We start from the raw sequence: 16242 nt of genomic DNA on the forward strand, positions 1-16242 counted from the left end.
GTCAGGCGAAGGCGCCGACCCCACGAAGTCGCCCTCGCCCCGCGCGCCGGGCGGCACCGCGAAGACCGCCGAGCCGACGTGCTTGATGTACTCGTTCAGCGCATCCCCCGAGAGCGAGCGCTGCACCGTGACGAACTGCTCCGGTGACCGCTGGAACGACAGGAAGAACAGTCCCGCGTTCAGGCGTCCGAGCTCGTCGTTGCCGTCGACGAAGTTGTAGCCGCGACGCAGCAGCCGCGCGCCGTTGTTGACCGACGGATGCGCGAGCCGCACATGGGAGGCCTCGTCGACGAGCGGCGCCCCGTGGCGCCGGTCGCGGCGAAGTCCGGCTCCGCGAACTCGTCGCCGCCCGAGAGGGCGCCCCCGAGCCCTTGCTGCGGCCGATCACGCGCTCCTGCTCGCCGAGCTGGCTGCGGTCCCACGTCTCGATGATCATGCGGATCTTGCGCGCCACGAGGTAGCTGCCGCCGACGAGCCAGTCCGGCCCGTCCGACTCCTGCACCCAGACGTGCTCCTGGACCGCGTCGGTCTCCTCCGACTTCACGTTGGCCGTGCCGTCCTTGAACCCGAAGAGGTTCCGCGGAGTGGCCTGCGCGGTCGACGTGGAGGACGTGCGGCCGAAGCCGAGCTGCGACCAGCGCAGCGACGCCCGTCCGAAGGCGATGCGGCTGAGGTTGCGGATCGCGTGCACCGCGACCTGCGGGTCGTTCGCGCAGGCCTGGATGCAGAGATCGCCGCCGCTCGCAGCCGGGACGAGCGCGTCGCCCCGGAACCGGGGGAGCGTCTCGAGGGCGGGCGGCCGCCGGTCCGCGATCCCGAAGCGATCGACGCCGTCCGCGTCGGCGAAGAGGCCGGGACCGAAGCCGAAGGTGATGGTCAGAGCTGTCGCGTCGAGCCCCAGCGCCTCGCCCGTGTCGTCCGGAGGGCGGTGTCGGGGCCGCCCACGGCGCCCTCCTCGCTGACGTCGAGCCCGCGTGTCAGGCGCGACGCCGCGAGCGTCCAGTCCTGCAGCAGCTCGATCAGGTCCTCGCGGGAGGTGCCCGAGGCGACGTCGAAGGCCGCGAAGTGGAGCCGGTCCTGCGCGGCGGTCGTGATGCCGGCCTGATTCGCACCGAAGAACGGCACGGTGCTCGACGCCCCGGAGGCGGTGGCGCTCGTCGCGGAGGCGACGGCGACGGAACCGCCCACTCCCGCCGCGATGCCGGCCGTCCCCGCGGAGACGAGGCCGAGCAGCCCGCGCCGCGACAGGCGGCGGGGCTGCTCGACGGGGTCGGCGGCGTCGGAGTCGATGTCGGCCGCGGCGTTCTGCTGGTCGTCCATCTACTCCGCGGGCTCCTCGACGCCGAGCACCGTGTGGGTCAGCTGCGAGAGCGGCTCGGACAGGGCGTTCACCTGGTCCGAGCTCCTTCTTCTGCTCGTCGGTCACCGAGGAGTAGGAGACGAAGCCCGCGTCGATCGAGCCGTACTGCGCGAGCAGCGAGTCGAGAGCGGTGAACTGGGTCGTGATGTCGGCGGTCAGGTCGGCGCCGTCGTCGCCCGACGCGGACGCGATCGGCTCGACGTTGCCGAAGGCCACCTCGGCGCCCTGCACGTTCGCGGCGAAGTCCATCAGGTCGGTGCCCGACCACCAGTCCTCCTCGCCGGTGATCTTGCCGGCGGCGACCTCGTCGAGCAGCGCGATGGCGCCGTTCGAGATGTCGCCCACCGAGACGGTGAAGTCGTCGGCGTTCACGAGGTCGTAGAGGCTCTGCACGTCGTCCACGAGACCCCGGCCGAACTCGGCGCGCTGCTCGGAGTCGACGGAGCCCAGTCGAGGTACGCGCTGGTGCCGTCGGAGTTGAGCGCGTCCTGCGCCGGGACCCACAGATCCTTCTCGATGCGGTGGAAGCCCGTCCAGTCCAGTCCCTCCGCGACTGCGTCGACCTCGCGGTAGTCGATCTTCGGGTCGAGGTCACCGAAGGCCTCCGCGGTCGGCTCGATGCGCTCGTAGAAGACGCGGGTGGAGGCGAAGAGGCCGCGGGCCGTCTCGTCGTCGCCGGCGGTGTAGGCATCGGCGAAGGCCTGCACAGCGGGGAGGAGCTCGCCCGCCTGCGACTTCACGTAGGCGACGTAGTTGGTCACGGCCGACTCGGTCGCCGCCTTCTCGTCGGCCGACTGCTCGGTCGCCTCGCCGGTGACCGTGAACTCCGCCAGTCCCACGGGAGCACCGACCTGCTGGAACTTGCACGCGGTGTAGTAGGTGCCCGGCTCGAGCTGGGCGACGTACGACACCGTCTGGCCGGGAGTGACGTTCTCCTTCTCGCCGACGATGCGCAGCTTGTCGTCAGCGAGGATCTCGAACTCGTTGACGTCGGAGCCGTCGTTCGCGAGCGAGAAGGTGACGGCGCCGGCCTCGGCGGTCGCGGCCGAGACATCGCACGACTCGTCGCTGATCGCGACGTCGAGAGCCGCGGACGAGGAGGCGGCGGTGTTCGGGACGCAGCCCGAGAGCGCGAGCGCGAGGACACCGGCGCCGGCGAGGCCGGACAGGGCGCGGGGGAGCGGGGAGCGACGGGGGAGTGCGCGCGAGGGCATGGTTCTCCTGGAGTAGAGGGCAGGACGCACCGGCGGAGCCGGGAGTCAGACGGAGGTGGGAGCGGGGGTCGCGACCGGGGCCGCGCTGCCCCGACGCGGTCGGCGGAGCCGGACCTGGCGGACGAAGAGCAGGCCGACGACGGCGAGGTAGAGCAGCCATGCGGCGAACTGCAGCGCGGTCGGCTCGGGGGTGTAGTTGAAGAGCCCGCCGAGGATCGCGGCGATCGGTGCGGGAACCACGGGGCCGAGGCTGAAGAGCGGAGCGCCCCAGCCGGGCAGCAGGGCCGCCTCCTGCAGGTCGCCGACGCCGTACGAGAGCACGCCTGCGGCGACCAGGATGAGGAAGCCGCCGGTCCAGGTGAAGAACCGGCCGAGATCGATCCGGACGAAGCCGCGGAAGATCAAGTAGGCGATGACGACCGCCGAGAGGATGCCCAGGAGTGCGCCGATCGTGCCGATCCAGGCGTCCGCCCCGAGGAGGCGCTGCTCGAGGACACGCTCGCCCAGACGAACAGGGCCGTCTCGATGCCCTCACGCCCCACGCTGACGAAGCCGAGGACCACGATGCCGAGGGCGGATCCGCCGACGGCCGCATCGAGCCGCGACTCCAGCTCGCCCTTGAGGCTCCGGGCGTTCGCGCCCATCCAGAAGATCATCCAGGTGACGAGCCCGACCGCGAGGATCGAGAGCCCGCCGCCGAGCAGCTCCTGCGCCTGGAACGACAGTCCGTACGGTCCCCAGGTGAGGATCGCCCCGGTCACGAGCGAGATCGCGACGGCCGCGGCGATGCCGGTCCACAGGCGCGGCAGCACGTCGCGGCGCCCGAGCTTGGTCAGGTAGGCGACGAGGATGCCGACCACGAGGCCCGCTTCGAGGCCTTCGCGGAGGCCGATGAGGTAATTTGCGAGCACGCGTGTTCTCTCGGTCGATCGCGGGGAGGGACGGGGACGACCCCCGCCCCGGGCCCGAACCTTCGGTAAGCCTTGCCTTACCGGAGTCGACTGTAGTGCTCTGCCCGATCGCCTGTCCAGAAGCGGCGCGGGACGCACCGGCGCGCCGAACGGAAGGTAGGAGTGTGGACGCGAGCCCAGTCGGAGCGGACGAGCGGATCGTGGCCGTCCACGCGCATCCGGACGACGAGAGCATCACCATGGGCGGGACTCTCGCGCACCTCGTGGCGCAGGGCGCCTCGGTGACGGTGGTCACCGCCACGCGCGGGGAGTGCGGCGAGGTCATCCCGGAGGACCTCGCGTCACTCGAGAGCTCCGAGGATCTCGCCTCCCACCGCACGTCCGAGCTGGTCGTCGCACTCACGGCGCTCGGAGTCGCCGACCACCGCTTCCTCGGCGCCGAGGGCGCTCGGGCGCGCGGCCTCTCGCCGCGCGTCTACCGCGACTCCGGCATGCAGTGGGGCCCGGCCGCGTCCCCGAGCCGCTCGAGCCCGTGCACCCGGCGGCCCTCACCGCCGGCTCGGAGGAGGAGCAGATCGCCGACCTGATCGCCGTGCTGCAGCAGACCCGGGCCGAGGTCGTCCTCTCGTACGACGCGGGGGGCGGCTACGGGCACCCGGACCACGTTCGCACCGCGGCCATCGCCCGGCAGGCGGCCGAGCTGCTCGGCCTGCGCTTCCTTGCCGTCCTGCCCGAGGACGCTCCGCCCGCACCCGGGGACGTCGTCCTCGAGCTCAGCGCCGACGACTGGGCCCGCAAGCGCGCCGCACTCGAGGCCCACGGCACCCAGATCGTCGTCGAGGACGGGACGGCGAGGCTCTCGAGCGGTCCCGCGTTCCCCATCGCCCGTATCGAGCGCTTCCGCCCGGCTCCCGCGGCCGCGGTCGAGGAGCCGGTGGCCGAGGAGCGCCCCGATCTGCGCTCGCGGGTCGTGTCCGGCGCCCTCTCGGTGCTCGTCGGCGCGGTCGTCGGAGCGATCACCACCGTCGCCCACCAGAGCACCGTCGTCGTCGGCGACGCCGTGCTGCCCGTGGGCCTCGCCGCGTCCCTCGTCGCGGTGCTGCTGCTGCTCCTGGGCCTGCGGATCGTGATGGTGGACCGCTTCGTCGCCTTCTGCACGGCCATGGGGCTGCTGGGGGTCATCGGGCTGCTGGCGCTGCGCAGCGCCGGAGGATCCGTCCTGGTGCCCGCGAACGGCCTCGGCATCGCGTGGACCTTCGTCCCCGCGCTCATCGCCCTCGTGGTGATCGCCTGGCCGCGGCTGGGTCCGGCGTCCCCAGCGCTCTCGGAGCCGCGGAAGCCCGCCGCGGGACTCGACGCCCCGTCGCTCCGCGTACGATAGAAGCCTCTGTTCGAAGGGACGCCACGACCGTGACCTACGTGATCGCACTTCCGTGCGTCGATGTCAAAGACCGCGCCTGCATCGACGAATGCCCGGTCGACTGCATCTACGAAGGCGAGCGCTCGCTCTACATCCACCCCGACGAGTGCGTCGACTGCGGTGCCTGCGAGCCGGTGTGCCCCGTCGAGGCGATCTACTACGAGGACGACCTCCCCGAGGAGTGGTCCGACTACTACAAGGCCAACGTCGAGTTCTTCGACGAGATCGGCTCCCGGGCGGAGCGGCGAAGGTCGGCGTGATCGCGAAGGATCACCCGGTCATCGCGGTCCTCCCGCCCCAGGGCCACTGAGCGGCCCTCCGGTGGCGCTCGGAGCCCTGCCCGACTACCCCTGGGACCTGATGGGTCCCGCGACGGCGCTCGCGTCGTCGCACCCCGACGGCCTCGTCGACCTCTCGATCGGCTCGCCCGTCGACCCGACGCCCCGCTCATCCGCGACGCCCTCGCGCGGGCGACGGACGCGCACTCGTACCCGACGACGGTCGGCACCCCGGCTCTGCGCGAGGCGATCGCGGCGTGGTTCGCGCGTCGCCGGGCGGTCCCGGGGCTCGGAGTGGACGAGGTCCTGCCGACCATCGGCTCCAAGGAGCTCGTCGCCTGGCTGCCGTTCCTGCTGGGCCTGGGCGACGGCGATGTCGTCGTCCATCCCCGCGCGGCCTACCCCACCTACGCGATGGGGGCCTCGATCGCGGGTGCCTCCGTCCTGGCCTCCGACGACCCCGACGAGTGGCCCGAGCGGACCCGCCTGGTCTGGCTGAACTCTCCCGGCAACCCGGACGGCGCGGTGCTCGACGTCCCCGCTCTGCAGAGGGCCGTCGCCCGTGCCACGCGAGCTCGGCGCCGTCATCGCCGGCGACGAGTGCTACGCCGAACTCGGCTGGGACGGCCGCTGGGCCGACGAGCCGATCCCGAGCATCCTCGATCCGCGGGTCGTCGGCGGCAGCCGCGAGGGCGTGCTGGGCGTCTACTCGCTCAGCAAGCAGTCGAACCTCGCCGGCTACCGCGCCGCGTTCGTCGCGGGCGACTCCGCTCATCGCCCGCCTCGTCACCGTGCGCAAGCACGCCGGCATGATCGTGCCCGGTCCGCTGCAGGAGGCGATGATCACCGCCCTGGGCGACGACGCGCACGTGGCCGAGCAGAAGGAGCGGTACCGCGCCCGTCGCGACCGCCTGCGCCCCGCGCTCGAGGCCGCCGGCTTCCGCATCGACCGCAGCGAGGCCGGCCTGTACCTCTGGGCCACCGAGGGGCGGCCCGCCTGGGAGTCGATCGAGCGCCTCGCGCGGATCGGCGTGCTCGCCGGACCGGGCGTCTTCTACGGCGACCACTTCACCGAGCATGTGCGGCTGTCGCTGACCGCCGGCGACGAGCGGATCGACGCGGCCGCGTCGCGCCTCTCCGCCGGCCTCTCCTAGACCGCCGCCGCGGGCGTCCCGCCTCCCTCCCAGGGCGGGTCATGGCGGTATCCCACAACGCGCGCCCCGGAGCACTGGCCGGTGCAGCAGGTCCCCTGCTGTGCCCTTGAGGCTGTAGGAGGTTCGGTCGATGTCGCCACACAACGGCGCCGACTGCACCGCCCACACCCGGCGCCGCCTGCTCCGTGCGAGCGCGCTGCCCGAGGGAGCGACCGTGACGACCTGGGAGGCGTTGTGACCGAATCCGGCACGCAGAGCGACGGAACCGCGACGGTGGAGGCACCGGAGCCCGCCACGGAGAGCGCGCCGGCTGCGGCCGAGGCCCAGCCCGAGAAGGTGACGCTCACCTTCGGCGACCGCACCGCCGACTTCCCGATCCTCCGCAGCGTCGACGGCGCCTCGAGCATCGACTTCTCGACCCTGACGAAGCAGACCGGCTTCATGTCGCTCGACTACGGCTTCGTCAACACGGCGGCGACCAAGTCGCAGATCACGTACATCGACGGCGACAAGGGCGTCCTGCGGTACCGCGGGTACCCGATCGAGGAGGTCGCGACGAACGCGACGTACCTCGAGGTGGCCTGGCTCCTCATCTACGGTGAGCTGCCCACCGCCGACGAGCTCGCGGGCTTCGACGAGCGCATCCGCCGCCACACGCTCCTGCACGAGGACCTCAAGCGCTTCTTCGACGCGCTCCCGCACAGCGCGCACCCGATGTCGGTGCTCTCCGCGGGAGTCTCGGCCCTGTCCACCTACTACGAGGACAGCTCGAACCCCAAGGATCCCGAGGCCGTCGAGCTGACGACGATCCGCCTGCTCGCGAAGCTGCCGGTCATGGCCGCGTACGCGCACAAGAAGGCATCGGCCAGGCGTTCCTGTACCCCGACAACTCGCTGAGCTTCGTCGACAACTTCCTCCGACTGAACTTCGGCACCATGGCCGAGCGGTACGACGTCGACCCGGTCCTCTCCAAGGCGCTCGACCGTCTGCTGATCCTCCACGAGGACCACGAGCAGAACGCGTCGACCTCGACCGTGCGCCTGGTCGGCTCGACCGAGGCCAACCTCTACGCGTCCGTCTCCGCCGGCATCAACGCGCTCTTCGGCCCGCTGCACGGCGGAGCGAACGAGGCCGTCCTGACGATGCTCGGCCGCATCCGCGAGTCGGGCGAGAGCGTCCAGACCTTCGTCGAGCGGGTGAAGAACAAGGAGGAGGGCGTGCGCCTGATGGGCTTCGGCCACCGGGTGTGCAAGAACGACGACCCGCGCGCGAAGCTCGTCGAGGAGAGCGCCTCGGAGGTGCTGCAGGCGCTCGGAGTGAAGGACCCGCTGCTCGACATCGCCATGGAGCCTCGAGGCCCTCGCGCTCGAGGACGACTACTTCAAGGAGCGCCGCCTCTACCCGAACGTCGACTTCTACCACCGGGGTCATCTACAAGGCGATGGGCTTCCCGACCCGCATGTTCACCGTGCTGTTCGCGATCGGCCGCCTGCCCGGCTGGATCGCCCACTGGCGCGAGATGAACATCGACAAGCAGACCAAGATCGGCCGCCCCCAGCAGCTCTACATGGGCGCCTCCGAGCGCCACTGGCCCACCGGCAGCTGACCCGCCGCCCCGATGCCGTCTCCGCCCTGCGGAGGCGGCATCGTCCGTTCACCCTCTGCTGGTCGAGTAGCCCGCTCGCGGGCGTATCGAGACCCCGGTCTCCAGGAGGTGGTCTCGATACGCCGTCTGCGACGGCTGCTCGACCAGCGGGGGTCAGCAGCGGGAGAACTCTCTGCTGGTCGAGTAGCCCGCTCGCGGGCGTATCGAGACCCCCTGCAACCCGGCCTCAGGCGTGCAGCGCCGTGTTCAGCTCGATGCCCGCACCGGTGCGGGGGAGCACCTCCACCGCGCCCGTCAGCGAGTTGCGGCGGAACAGCAGGTTCGGCACGCCCGACAGCTCGACGGCCTTCACCGTCTGCGGGCGCCCGTCGGACCGGGGCGCTCCTCCGACCACCACGACCTTCGTGCCCGCCGTGACGTACAGCCCCGCCTCGACGACGGAGTCGTCCCGATCGAGATCCCGATGCCCGAGTTCGCCCCGAGCAGGGCGCGGGCGCCGATCGAGATCCGCTGCTGCCTCCGCCCGACAGCGTGCCCATGATCGACGCACCGCCGCCGATGTCGGAGCCGTCGCCGACGACGACGCCCTGCGAGATCCGACCCTCGACCATCGAGCTGCCGAGCGTCCCGGCGTTGAAGTTCACGAAGCCCTCGTGCATCACGGTCGTGCCCGGAGCGAGGTGCGCGCCCAGGCGCACGCGCGAGGTGTCCGCGATCCGCACCTTGGCCGGAGTGACGTAGTCGGTCAGCCGGGGGAACTTGTCGATCCCGGCGGCCTGGATGCCGTGCCGGCGCAGCGACGGGCGGAGTCGCGTGAACGAGTCGGGGGACACCGGTCCGGCGTTGGTCCAGACCACGTTCGGCAGGTGCGCGAAGACGCCGTCGAGGTTCACCGTGTTCGGCTGGACGAGCAGGTGCGAGAGCAGGTGCAGGCGCAGGTAGGCGTCCGACGTCGAGGCCGGCGGCGAGGAGAGGTCGATCTGCAGGGTCACCACGTCGATGCGCACCTCGCGCCGGGGGTCCTCTCCCGCGAGCGATTCGAACTCGGCCGGGACGATCCACGGGTCGCGGCCGGCGGGGATCGTGCCCAGGCGCGGCTCCGGGAACCAGGTGTCGAGGACGGTGCCGTCGGAGGCGATCGTGGCGAGCCCGTAGCCCCAGGCGGAGGTGCGGGCGCGGAGGAGTCGGCGGAGTGCTCGGGGTCATGGCACCCAGGGTAGCGCGGCGGCCCGCGGCCGCTACCCTGGGTGCCATGGCCGCTCCGGACCCCGCCGCTCCGCCCCTCGTGAGGCTGGATCTCGCGTCCGATCCGATCGCGCTGACGCGGGTGCTGTGCGACATCCCGTCCGTCTCGGGGGAGGAGTCGGCACTGGCCGACGCGGTCGAGGCGGCGCTGTCCGCCTGCGATCACCTCGAGGTGATCCGCGACGGGGACACGGTCGTCGCGCGCACCTCGCTCGGCCGAGCGCAGCGCGTCGTCATCGCCGGTCACCTCGACACCGTCCCGATCAACGGCAACCTGCCCGTCGTCGACGAGAGCATCGACGGAGTCGAGTACCTGGTCGGGCGCGGCACCGTCGACATGAAGGCGGGGGTCGCCGTGCAGCTCGTCCTCGCCGCCGAGCTCGTCGAGCCCGCGGTCGACGTCACCTGGATCTGGTACGACAACGAGGAGGTCGCCTCCGACCTCAACGGCCCCGGACGGCTGGCCCGCCACCGCCCCGACCTCTTCGCCGCCGATTTCGCCGTTCTGGGCGAGCCGACGAGCAGCGAGGTCGAGGGCGGCTGCAACGGCACCCTGCGCGTCGACGTCGTGACCCGCGGACTCCGCGCCCACTCCGCCCGCAAGCTGGGTCGGCGAGAACGCCATCCACGCGGCCGCACCGATCCTCGATCGGCTCGCCGCCTACGAGCCGCGCGAGGTCGAGGTCGAGGGCCTCCGTCTACCGCGAGGGCGTCAACGCCGTGCGGATCTCGGGAGGAGTGGCCGGCAACGTCATCCCCGACCTCTGCACGGTCCACGTCAACTACCGCTTCGCTCCGAACCGCACCGGTGCCGAGGCCGTCGAGCACCTCCGCGAGCTCTTCCACGGCTTCGAGGTCGAGGTCGTCGACCTCGCCGAGGGCGCCCGCCCCGGCCTCGACGCGCCGCTCGCTCAGGCCTTCCTCTCCTCCGTCGGCGCCGAGGCGAAGCCGAAGTACGGATGGACGGACGTCGCGCGCTTCTCGGCGATGGGGTGCCGGCCGTGAACTACGGCCCCGGCGACCCCCTCAAGGCCCACGCCGACGACGAGCGCGTCGCGGTGCACGAGATCGCGGCCTGCGCCGACGGTCTCCGCGGCTGGTTGAGCACCCCCGCGTGACCGCCGTCGCTCCGGCGTCGACGGCGCGTCGACGGGCCCGGCTCCGACTCGTCCCGTGGTGGGCGCGGGTGCTCGCCGCCTTCGTGCTCACGCGCCTGGTCACCACCGTGATCCTGCTGCAGTTCGCCGCGAACCAGGCCGCCAACCTGGACCGGCCCGTCCTCCTACTCCGCCTTCGCCTCGATGTGGGACGGGCGCTGGTACGAGATCATCGCCCTCTCCGGCTACCCCTCCACCCTCCCGGTCACCGAGGCGGGCGAGATCGGCGAGAACGCCTGGGCGTTCATGCCGCTCTACCCAGCGGTGGTCCGCCTACTCATGCTGGTCACGGGCCTCGGATGGGCGCCCGCCGCCGTCACCGTCTCGGTCGCCTGCCGGAGCGGTCACCTCCCTGGTCCTCTACCGCCTCCTCCGGCACTCGCTCAGCGAGACGCAGTCGCTGGTCGCGGTGCTGCTCTTCTGCGTCGCTCCCACCTCGCCGCTGCTGCAGCTGGCCTACGCCGAGTCTGCGGCGATGATGCTGACCGCGATCACCCTGCTGCTGCTCGTGCGCGGGCGGTACGCGCTCGTCTTCCCGGTCGTCCTGCTGCTGGGCCTCACCCGGCCGAGCGGGCTGGCCTTCGCCGCGGCGATGGGGCTCTACGTCCTCGTCCGCTTCCTCCGACGCTCGCGCGAGCCCTTCGAGCGCAGCGACTGGCTGCCCACCGTGGCGCTGACGGTCTGGGGCCTCCGTGGTCGGCTTCCTCTGGCCGATCGCGGCCTGGGCGGTCACCGGGTCGATCACCGCCTACACCGACACCGAGCTCGCCTGGCGCTCCTCCTACATCGGCTACCAGGAGCTCTTCCCCTTCACCTCGTGGTTCCAGGGCGGGGCGTGGTGGGGCCAGTGGTGGTTCCAGCCGCCGGCCATCGGCATCGTCCTGGTGGTGCTGCTCGTGGCCGCCTTCATCGGCGTCATGGCCTCGCCGTGGGTGCGCCGGCTCGACCTCGTCAGCCGCGCGTGGATCGCTGGGCTACGCGGTGTACCTGTTCGCGTTCTTCTTCCCGCAGTCGAGCACGTTCCGGCTGCTCGGGCCGATGTTCCCGCTGGTCGGAGCACTCGCCGCGCCCCGATCGCCGCTCTTCCGGGTCGCACTGGTCCTGGCCGGGATCGGCGGTCAGATCCTCTGGATCTCGGCCTGCTGGGCCGTCGACGGCTACGACTGGACGCCCCCCGTGATCGACGTCCCGCGGGCTCGCCGGAGAGCGCGATTTCTCGAACACCGCGGATGCACGATAATAGGGGGGATACGTCACGAAAGGGGAACTCTATGGCGGCCATGAAGCCCAGGACCGGGAGACGGACCGATGGAGGCTGTTAAGGAGGGTCGACTCATCGTCGTGCGCGTTCCGCTCGAAGGAGGCGGACGACTCGTCGTCTCGGTCAACGATGCAGAGGCGAAAGAGCTGCACGATGCTCTCGCATCGGTGGTGACCCCCGCCCGACGGCGGCACCACCAGCACCGTCGAGAACGCCCGTCGCACACCGTGCGGCGGGCGTTCCCTCGTTCCAGGACGGATCGGCGCGTCAGGCTCGGCGCTTGTTGGCCTGGAGCAGTCCGTCTCCGATGGGGGAGAGGATGCTCACCACGGCGGGGGACGCGCTGATCTCGGCGACCAGGGTGCAGGAACGCCGACGCGATCTCGTCGCGCTGAGCCGGGTTCGAGACCCGTCCCCGCCAGAGGGCGTGAGGGATCAGCACGGTGCCGCCCGGGCGCACGAGCCGCAGCGCGTGCTCGACGTTCTCGATGACCTGGAGCGGATCGCCGTCGACGAAGACGATGTCGTGCGAGTTCTCGTTCATCCGGGGCAGCACCTCGAGCGCTCGTCCCGGGATGAGGCGGAGGCGGTTGGGGGACACGCCGGCCTCGTGGAACTGCGCTCGCGCGTGCTGCTGGTGCACCGCCTCCGAGTCGATCGAGGTCAGCATCGCCTCGGGGGCGCCCGTCCGAGCGGCCACGGGCCGCTCACTCCGGTGCCGGTGCCGATCTCGATGATCTTGCGAGGCGCGCGCCGCGGCCGCGATGAGCGAGGACGCTAGCCCCGATGGACGGCGAGACGGCGCCGATGCCCAGCTCGACCGAGAGGCGGCGGGCGAGAGGCGATGGCCTCGGGCTCGACGACCGCGTCCTCGGCGTACTTCCGGTTGGCATCCTTGTCGGACACGGTCCGAGCTTCCTCTTGTCCGGTGCGGTGGACGGATCGCGTCCGCGCAGGGCGAAGGCTACGGTGGCGCGCGGGGTCGGTGCCGCAGGCGCGGCGGGTTACTCTTGTCCCGTGTTCGAGTTCGACGTTCGACGAGCCCCTCATCATCGGAGTGATCGCTGTCTTCGTGCTGGGCCCTGATCGCCTCCCGCACCACGCCGCGCAGCTGGGTCAGCTCGTGCGCAAGGTGCGCGGATTCGCCACGCAGGCGCGCGAGCGGGTCAAGGACGAGATGGGCGAGGAGTTCAACGAGGTCGATTGGCGGAAGCTCGATCCGCGCCAGTACCGACCCCTCACCGGATCATCCGCGACGCCCTCCTCGAGGACGACCCCGTGCCCACCGTGAAGCCTCCGACGAAGGTCGGCGCGCCCATCACGACGGGGCTACCCGGCAGCCGGGCCTCGACGCAGGACAGCTGTTACACGACGATGAAGCGCTCGCACGGCGAGGCGGCGCTCGACCGTCGCTCCGCCGCCCATCGACTCCGAGGCGACCTGACCCGGGCGGCTCCCTGTCGGCGACGGGTGAGCGGGGCCGGTCCCGCCAGAGGGTCAGCCGACGCTCATCGGCAGTCGTCGCCCCGTCGAGGCCCGCGGCCGAGCCGCTGGCGTCCTCGCCAGCGCCGGTGATCGCCACCGCGGCCGGATCCTCCGGTGCCCCGACGACGACCGGGACGCCGATGTCTCCGCCGGAGCGCAGCGCGTCGCTGATCGGCAGGGACGCGATCACGGGCACCTCGCTCCCCGAGGCGCTCCAGACGGCGCGCCACCTCGGCCCCGCCACCGGTGCCGAACAGGTCGAGCACGGACCCGTCGGGCTGCGGCAGACCCGCCATGTCTCTCGACGACGCCGATGATCAGTCTCGACCCGACTGGCGCGCCAGCAGCCGCCGCTGCGCTCGGCCACATCGGCGGCCGCGGGCTGCGGCGTCGTGACGATCAGCACCTCCGCGTGCGGGAGGAGCTGGCCGATCGAGATCGCGACATCGCCCGTGCCCGGGGGCAGGTCGAGCAGCAGCACGTCCAGATCGCCGAAGTAGACGTCGGTGAGGAACCGCGAGATCGTCCGGTGCAGCATCGGACCGCGCCAGGGAGACGGCCGCTCCGCGCGTGTCGCCCTCGAGGAACATCCCGATCGAGATGACCTTGACCCACGTGCGCCACGGGCGGGAGACATCGGCTCAAGCCCACCCGGGTGGGGCCGTCGACGTGCCCGTCGTGCATCAGGCCGAGGAGCCCGGGGATCGAGAACCCGTGCACGTCGGCGTCGATCAGCCCGACCAGCGAGCCCCTGCTGCGCCAGGGCGACGGCGAGGTTCGCGGTGACCGTCGACTTGCCCGCTCCGCCCTTGCCGCTGGTGACGGCGTAGACGCGGGTGAGCGAGTCCGGCCCGAAGGGCATGCTTGCGCTGGCCGCGGAGCCGCTCTCGTGAGCGCGGTGCGCTGGGCGGGGTCATCCCGCCGACCGAGACGCGGACACCGGTCGCCCCGGGGGTGCCGGCGACCGCCTCCGTCACGTCCCGCTCGATCGCGGACGCCGCCGGGCAGCCCACGATGGTCAGCCGGATCGCGACGTCCACCGAGCCGTCCGCGGCCGAGGTCACGGACTCGACCATGTCGAGCCCGGTGATGGGCTTGCGGATCTCGGGATCGGACGACCCGCGCGAGCGACGCGAGGACCGCGCTCTTCCCGAGGGGAGTCGGGTCCGAACATCGCCGCGCTCGAAGAGGACCTGCTCGTCTCCGTCCGGTCCTTCTCGAGCTCCTCGACGAGGCTGCGCAGCTCCGAGCGGATGAAGTCCTTGCTCGCCATGTCGCGGATCGCGAGCCGCAGGGCCACGACCTCTCGGGCGAGGTACTCGGTGTCGGCCAGGTTGCGCTCGGCGCGCTGGCGGTCCTGCTCGATCTGCACGCGGTCGCGGTCGTCCTGCCGGTTCTGCGCGAGCAGGAGCAGGGGAGCGGCGTAGGAGGCCTGCAGCGAGAGGATCAGCGTCAGCACGGTGAAGCCCAGGGCCTGCGAGTCGAAGCGCGCGTCCTCGGGTCCGTAGGTGTTGAAGACGAGCCAGAACACGCAGAAGATCGTCATGCCGAACAGGAACCACGGGGTTCCCATTCCGCGGGCGAACGACTCGGTCAGTCGCCCGAAGCGGTCGCTGCTCTGGCGGTTGCGCAGGGGCAGCACGCGCGTGCGGAGTCCCTTCGGGGCGTCGAGCCGCCGATCCTGCTTCGCGTCCTTAGCCACGCGCGCCCCTCCATCCTCGTCGTCGTCCGCCGTTCGCCGCCTTCGCGGGCGGCGGCACCAGCGGGATGCCCCGCGTGGTCGTGCTCACCGGTGAGCGGGGCTCGTCGTCGCCGTCGTGGCTGCGCCAGTCCTCGGGGAGCAGGTAGTCGAGCACGTCGTCGATGGTGACGACGCCGACCAGCCGGTGCGTCTCGTCGACCACGGGCACCGACACGAGGTTGTAGCTCGCGAGGATGCGGGCGACTCTCGGCGGCGGACGTGTCCGGCGTGATCGGGTCGAAGCTCTGATCGAGCAGGGTGCCCAGGCGCTCGTGCGGCGGGTAGCGGAGCATCCGCTGGAAGTGCACCATGCCGAGGAAGCGGCCGGTCGGCGGCTCGTACGGCGGCAGGGTGACGCAGACCGCGGCTCCGAGGGCGGGAGCGAGCTCGTGACGGCGGATGAGGGCGAGGCCCTCGGCCACGGTCGCCTCGGACGACACGATGATCGGCTCGGTCGTCATCAGGCCGCCGGCAGAACTCGGGTGCGTAGCTGAGGAGCATGCGGACGTCGTCCGCCTCCTCCGGCTCCATCAGGCCCAGGAGGGCCTCGCCGCGCTCGTCCGAGAGCTGGGCGATCAGGTCGGCCGCGTCGTCGGGCTGCATCTGGTCGAGCACGTCGGCGGCGCGGTCGTCGTCGAGCTGACCGAGGATCTCGACCTGCTCGCTCTCGGGCATCTCCTCGAGAACGTCCGCGAGCCGGTCGTCCGAGAGCTCGCCCGCGACCTCGAGCATGCGCTGGGTCGGCAGGTCGAGCAGGGTGCTCGCGAGGTCGGCGGGCTTGGAGCTCGGCGAGGCTCGCGACGTACTGCTCGGCCGACTGCGCCTCGCCCGAGACGGTCTCGCGGACCTCGCGCCAGCCGGCGAACGCGGTCGCGCCCTTGGCGAAGGGGAGGGCTCGTCTTGGGACGGCGGACGAACAGCTGCGCGAGCTGCCACTCCCCGGGTCCGACCTCCTCGATCGCGACATCCTCGACGACGGCGTCGCCGGATCCGTCGACGAACGTCATGCGGCGGCCGAGCAGCTCGGCGATGACGCGGGACTCGCCGCCGCGCTGCTCGAAGCGGCGCACGTTGATCAGACCGGTGGTGATGATCTGGCCGCTGCCGATGCTCGTGACGCGTCCGATCGACACGAACACGCGGCGGCGTCCGGGGATCTCGACGACGAGCCCGACGACGCGGGGCGGATCGTTCTGGCGGTAGACCAGGAGCACGTCGCGGACCTTGCCGACGCGGTCGCCGGCGGGGTCGAAGACGGTGCATCCGACCAAGCGCGCGACGAAGACTCTGGCGGAACTCACGGCTACAAACCTAGTGCCGCCCACCGGGATGTCCGCCGAGCGTTCCCGACCGACGTTCGGCGTGCTCACCATCGCCGCCCAGAGTCCTCCAAGACCCTGTGCCAGTCTG

The 16242-nt window shown here is 71.7% G+C and carries 11 protein-coding genes and 11 pseudogenes; 10 read left to right on the forward strand and 12 right to left on the reverse strand.

Going from position 1 to position 16242, the window contains the following annotated elements; translation table 11 throughout:
* Positions 1 to 15: 15 nt before the first annotated feature.
* The 5 genes and pseudogenes from efeB to AC0CII_RS02505 all read right to left on the reverse strand — a co-directional run.
* Positions 16 to 1320 (reverse strand): annotated as a pseudogene (gene efeB / locus AC0CII_RS02485) (iron uptake transporter deferrochelatase/peroxidase subunit); the annotation flags it as partial.
* Positions 1321 to 1462: 142 nt separating this feature from the next.
* Positions 1463 to 1762 (reverse strand): annotated as a pseudogene (locus AC0CII_RS02490) (imelysin family protein); the annotation flags it as partial.
* On the reverse strand, positions 1729 to 2574 hold the full coding sequence (locus AC0CII_RS02495) for an imelysin family protein (RefSeq protein WP_465228565.1): 846 nt from the start codon (positions 2572 to 2574) through the stop codon (positions 1729 to 1731). The gene AC0CII_RS02495 and the pseudogene AC0CII_RS02490, both read right to left, overlap by 34 nt.
* A gap of 45 nt (positions 2575 to 2619) precedes the next feature.
* Positions 2620 to 2979: an FTR1 family protein gene (locus tag AC0CII_RS02500; protein WP_465228566.1), complete on the reverse strand. Its 360-nt coding sequence runs from the start codon at positions 2977 to 2979 to the stop codon at positions 2620 to 2622.
* On the reverse strand, positions 2976 to 3485 hold the full coding sequence (locus AC0CII_RS02505; protein WP_465228567.1) for an FTR1 family iron permease: 510 nt from the start codon (positions 3483 to 3485) through the stop codon (positions 2976 to 2978). Before AC0CII_RS02505 ends, AC0CII_RS02500 begins: the two co-directional genes overlap by 4 nt.
* A gap of 200 nt (positions 3486 to 3685) precedes the next feature.
* On the opposite strand from AC0CII_RS02505, the gene AC0CII_RS02510 reads away from it, so the two are divergent.
* The 5 genes and pseudogenes from AC0CII_RS02510 (at position 3686) to AC0CII_RS02530 (ending at position 7943) form a co-directional block, all read left to right on the forward strand.
* On the forward strand, positions 3686 to 4072 hold the full coding sequence (locus tag AC0CII_RS02510) for a PIG-L family deacetylase (RefSeq protein WP_465228568.1): 387 nt from the start codon (positions 3686 to 3688) through the stop codon (positions 4070 to 4072).
* Complete coding sequence (locus tag AC0CII_RS02515) at positions 4018 to 4866, forward strand: PIG-L family deacetylase (protein WP_465228569.1); 849 nt, start codon at positions 4018 to 4020, stop codon at positions 4864 to 4866. Before AC0CII_RS02510 ends, AC0CII_RS02515 begins: the two co-directional genes overlap by 55 nt.
* Before the next feature lie 29 nt (positions 4867 to 4895).
* A pseudogene (fdxA, locus tag AC0CII_RS02520) lies at positions 4896 to 5215 on the forward strand (ferredoxin).
* A gap of 11 nt (positions 5216 to 5226) precedes the next feature.
* A pseudogene (gene dapC, locus AC0CII_RS02525) lies at positions 5227 to 6337 on the forward strand (succinyldiaminopimelate transaminase).
* 336 nt (positions 6338 to 6673) lie between these two features.
* A pseudogene (locus AC0CII_RS02530) lies at positions 6674 to 7943 on the forward strand (citrate synthase).
* 226 nt (positions 7944 to 8169) lie between these two features.
* On the opposite strand, the pseudogene dapD reads toward AC0CII_RS02530, so the two are convergent.
* A pseudogene (gene dapD, locus AC0CII_RS02535) lies at positions 8170 to 9082 on the reverse strand (2,3,4,5-tetrahydropyridine-2,6-dicarboxylate N-succinyltransferase).
* 113 nt (positions 9083 to 9195) lie between these two features.
* Between dapD and dapE the strand changes: the two are divergent.
* The 4 genes and pseudogenes from dapE to AC0CII_RS02555 all read left to right on the forward strand — a co-directional run.
* A pseudogene (gene dapE, locus AC0CII_RS02540) lies at positions 9196 to 10306 on the forward strand (succinyl-diaminopimelate desuccinylase).
* Positions 10303 to 10824: a hypothetical protein gene (locus AC0CII_RS02545; RefSeq protein ID WP_465228570.1), complete on the forward strand. Its 522-nt coding sequence runs from the start codon at positions 10303 to 10305 to the stop codon at positions 10822 to 10824. The pseudogene dapE and the gene AC0CII_RS02545 overlap by 4 nt, the downstream one beginning before the upstream one ends.
* Complete coding sequence (locus AC0CII_RS02550) at positions 10755 to 11525, forward strand: hypothetical protein (RefSeq protein WP_465228571.1); 771 nt, start codon at positions 10755 to 10757, stop codon at positions 11523 to 11525. Before AC0CII_RS02545 ends, AC0CII_RS02550 begins: the two co-directional genes overlap by 70 nt.
* Positions 11526 to 11616: 91 nt before the next feature.
* Positions 11617 to 11782: pseudogene (locus AC0CII_RS02555) on the forward strand (DUF3117 domain-containing protein); the annotation flags it as partial.
* A 272-nt stretch (positions 11783 to 12054) separates the two neighbouring features.
* On the opposite strand, the pseudogene AC0CII_RS02560 reads toward AC0CII_RS02555, so the two are convergent.
* Both AC0CII_RS02560 and AC0CII_RS02565 read right to left on the reverse strand, forming a co-directional pair.
* Positions 12055 to 12276: pseudogene (locus tag AC0CII_RS02560) on the reverse strand (O-methyltransferase); the annotation flags it as partial.
* 107 nt (positions 12277 to 12383) lie between these two features.
* Positions 12384 to 12512, reverse strand: a complete 129-nt coding sequence (locus AC0CII_RS02565; RefSeq protein ID WP_465228572.1) for a hypothetical protein — start codon at positions 12510 to 12512, stop codon at positions 12384 to 12386.
* A 151-nt stretch (positions 12513 to 12663) separates the two neighbouring features.
* Between AC0CII_RS02565 and AC0CII_RS02570 the strand changes: the two genes are divergently transcribed.
* Positions 12664 to 12897, forward strand: coding sequence for a twin-arginine translocase TatA/TatE family subunit (locus AC0CII_RS02570; protein WP_465228573.1), 234 nt, complete (start codon positions 12664 to 12666; stop codon positions 12895 to 12897).
* 27 nt (positions 12898 to 12924) lie between these two features.
* Here the strand turns inward: AC0CII_RS02570 and AC0CII_RS02575 are convergent, their stop codons facing one another.
* The 4 genes and pseudogenes from AC0CII_RS02575 to AC0CII_RS02590 all read right to left on the reverse strand — a co-directional run bounded on the left by AC0CII_RS02575 (position 12925) and on the right by AC0CII_RS02590 (position 16133).
* Entirely contained in the window at positions 12925 to 13953 is a 1029-nt protein-coding gene (locus tag AC0CII_RS02575) for a P-loop NTPase (protein ID WP_465228574.1), read from the reverse strand.
* A 121-nt stretch (positions 13954 to 14074) separates the two neighbouring features.
* Positions 14075 to 14167 (reverse strand): annotated as a pseudogene (locus AC0CII_RS02580) (hypothetical protein); the annotation flags it as partial.
* Positions 14152 to 14793 carry a DUF1003 domain-containing protein gene (locus AC0CII_RS02585; protein ID WP_465228575.1) on the reverse strand — a complete coding sequence of 214 codons (642 nt, stop codon included), beginning with the start codon at positions 14791 to 14793 and terminating at the stop codon, positions 14152 to 14154. The gene AC0CII_RS02585 and the pseudogene AC0CII_RS02580, both read right to left, overlap by 16 nt.
* Positions 14786 to 16133: pseudogene (locus AC0CII_RS02590) on the reverse strand (magnesium transporter MgtE N-terminal domain-containing protein). The gene AC0CII_RS02585 and the pseudogene AC0CII_RS02590 overlap by 8 nt, the downstream one beginning before the upstream one ends.
* Positions 16134 to 16242 lie beyond the last annotated feature (109 nt).

This window comes from Rathayibacter sp. AC182, assembly GCF_979253875.1.

What these genes read in the sequence shown, in the direction of transcription:
- AC0CII_RS02495 (WP_465228565.1), bottom strand. Translation starts at nt 2,574, where the DNA reads ATGCCCTCGCGCGCACTCCCCCGTCGCTCCCCGCTCCCCCGCGCCCTG.
- AC0CII_RS02575 (WP_465228574.1), bottom strand. Translation starts at nt 13,953, where the DNA reads ATGCCCTTCGGGCCGGACTCGCTCACCCGCGTCTACGCCGTCACCAGC.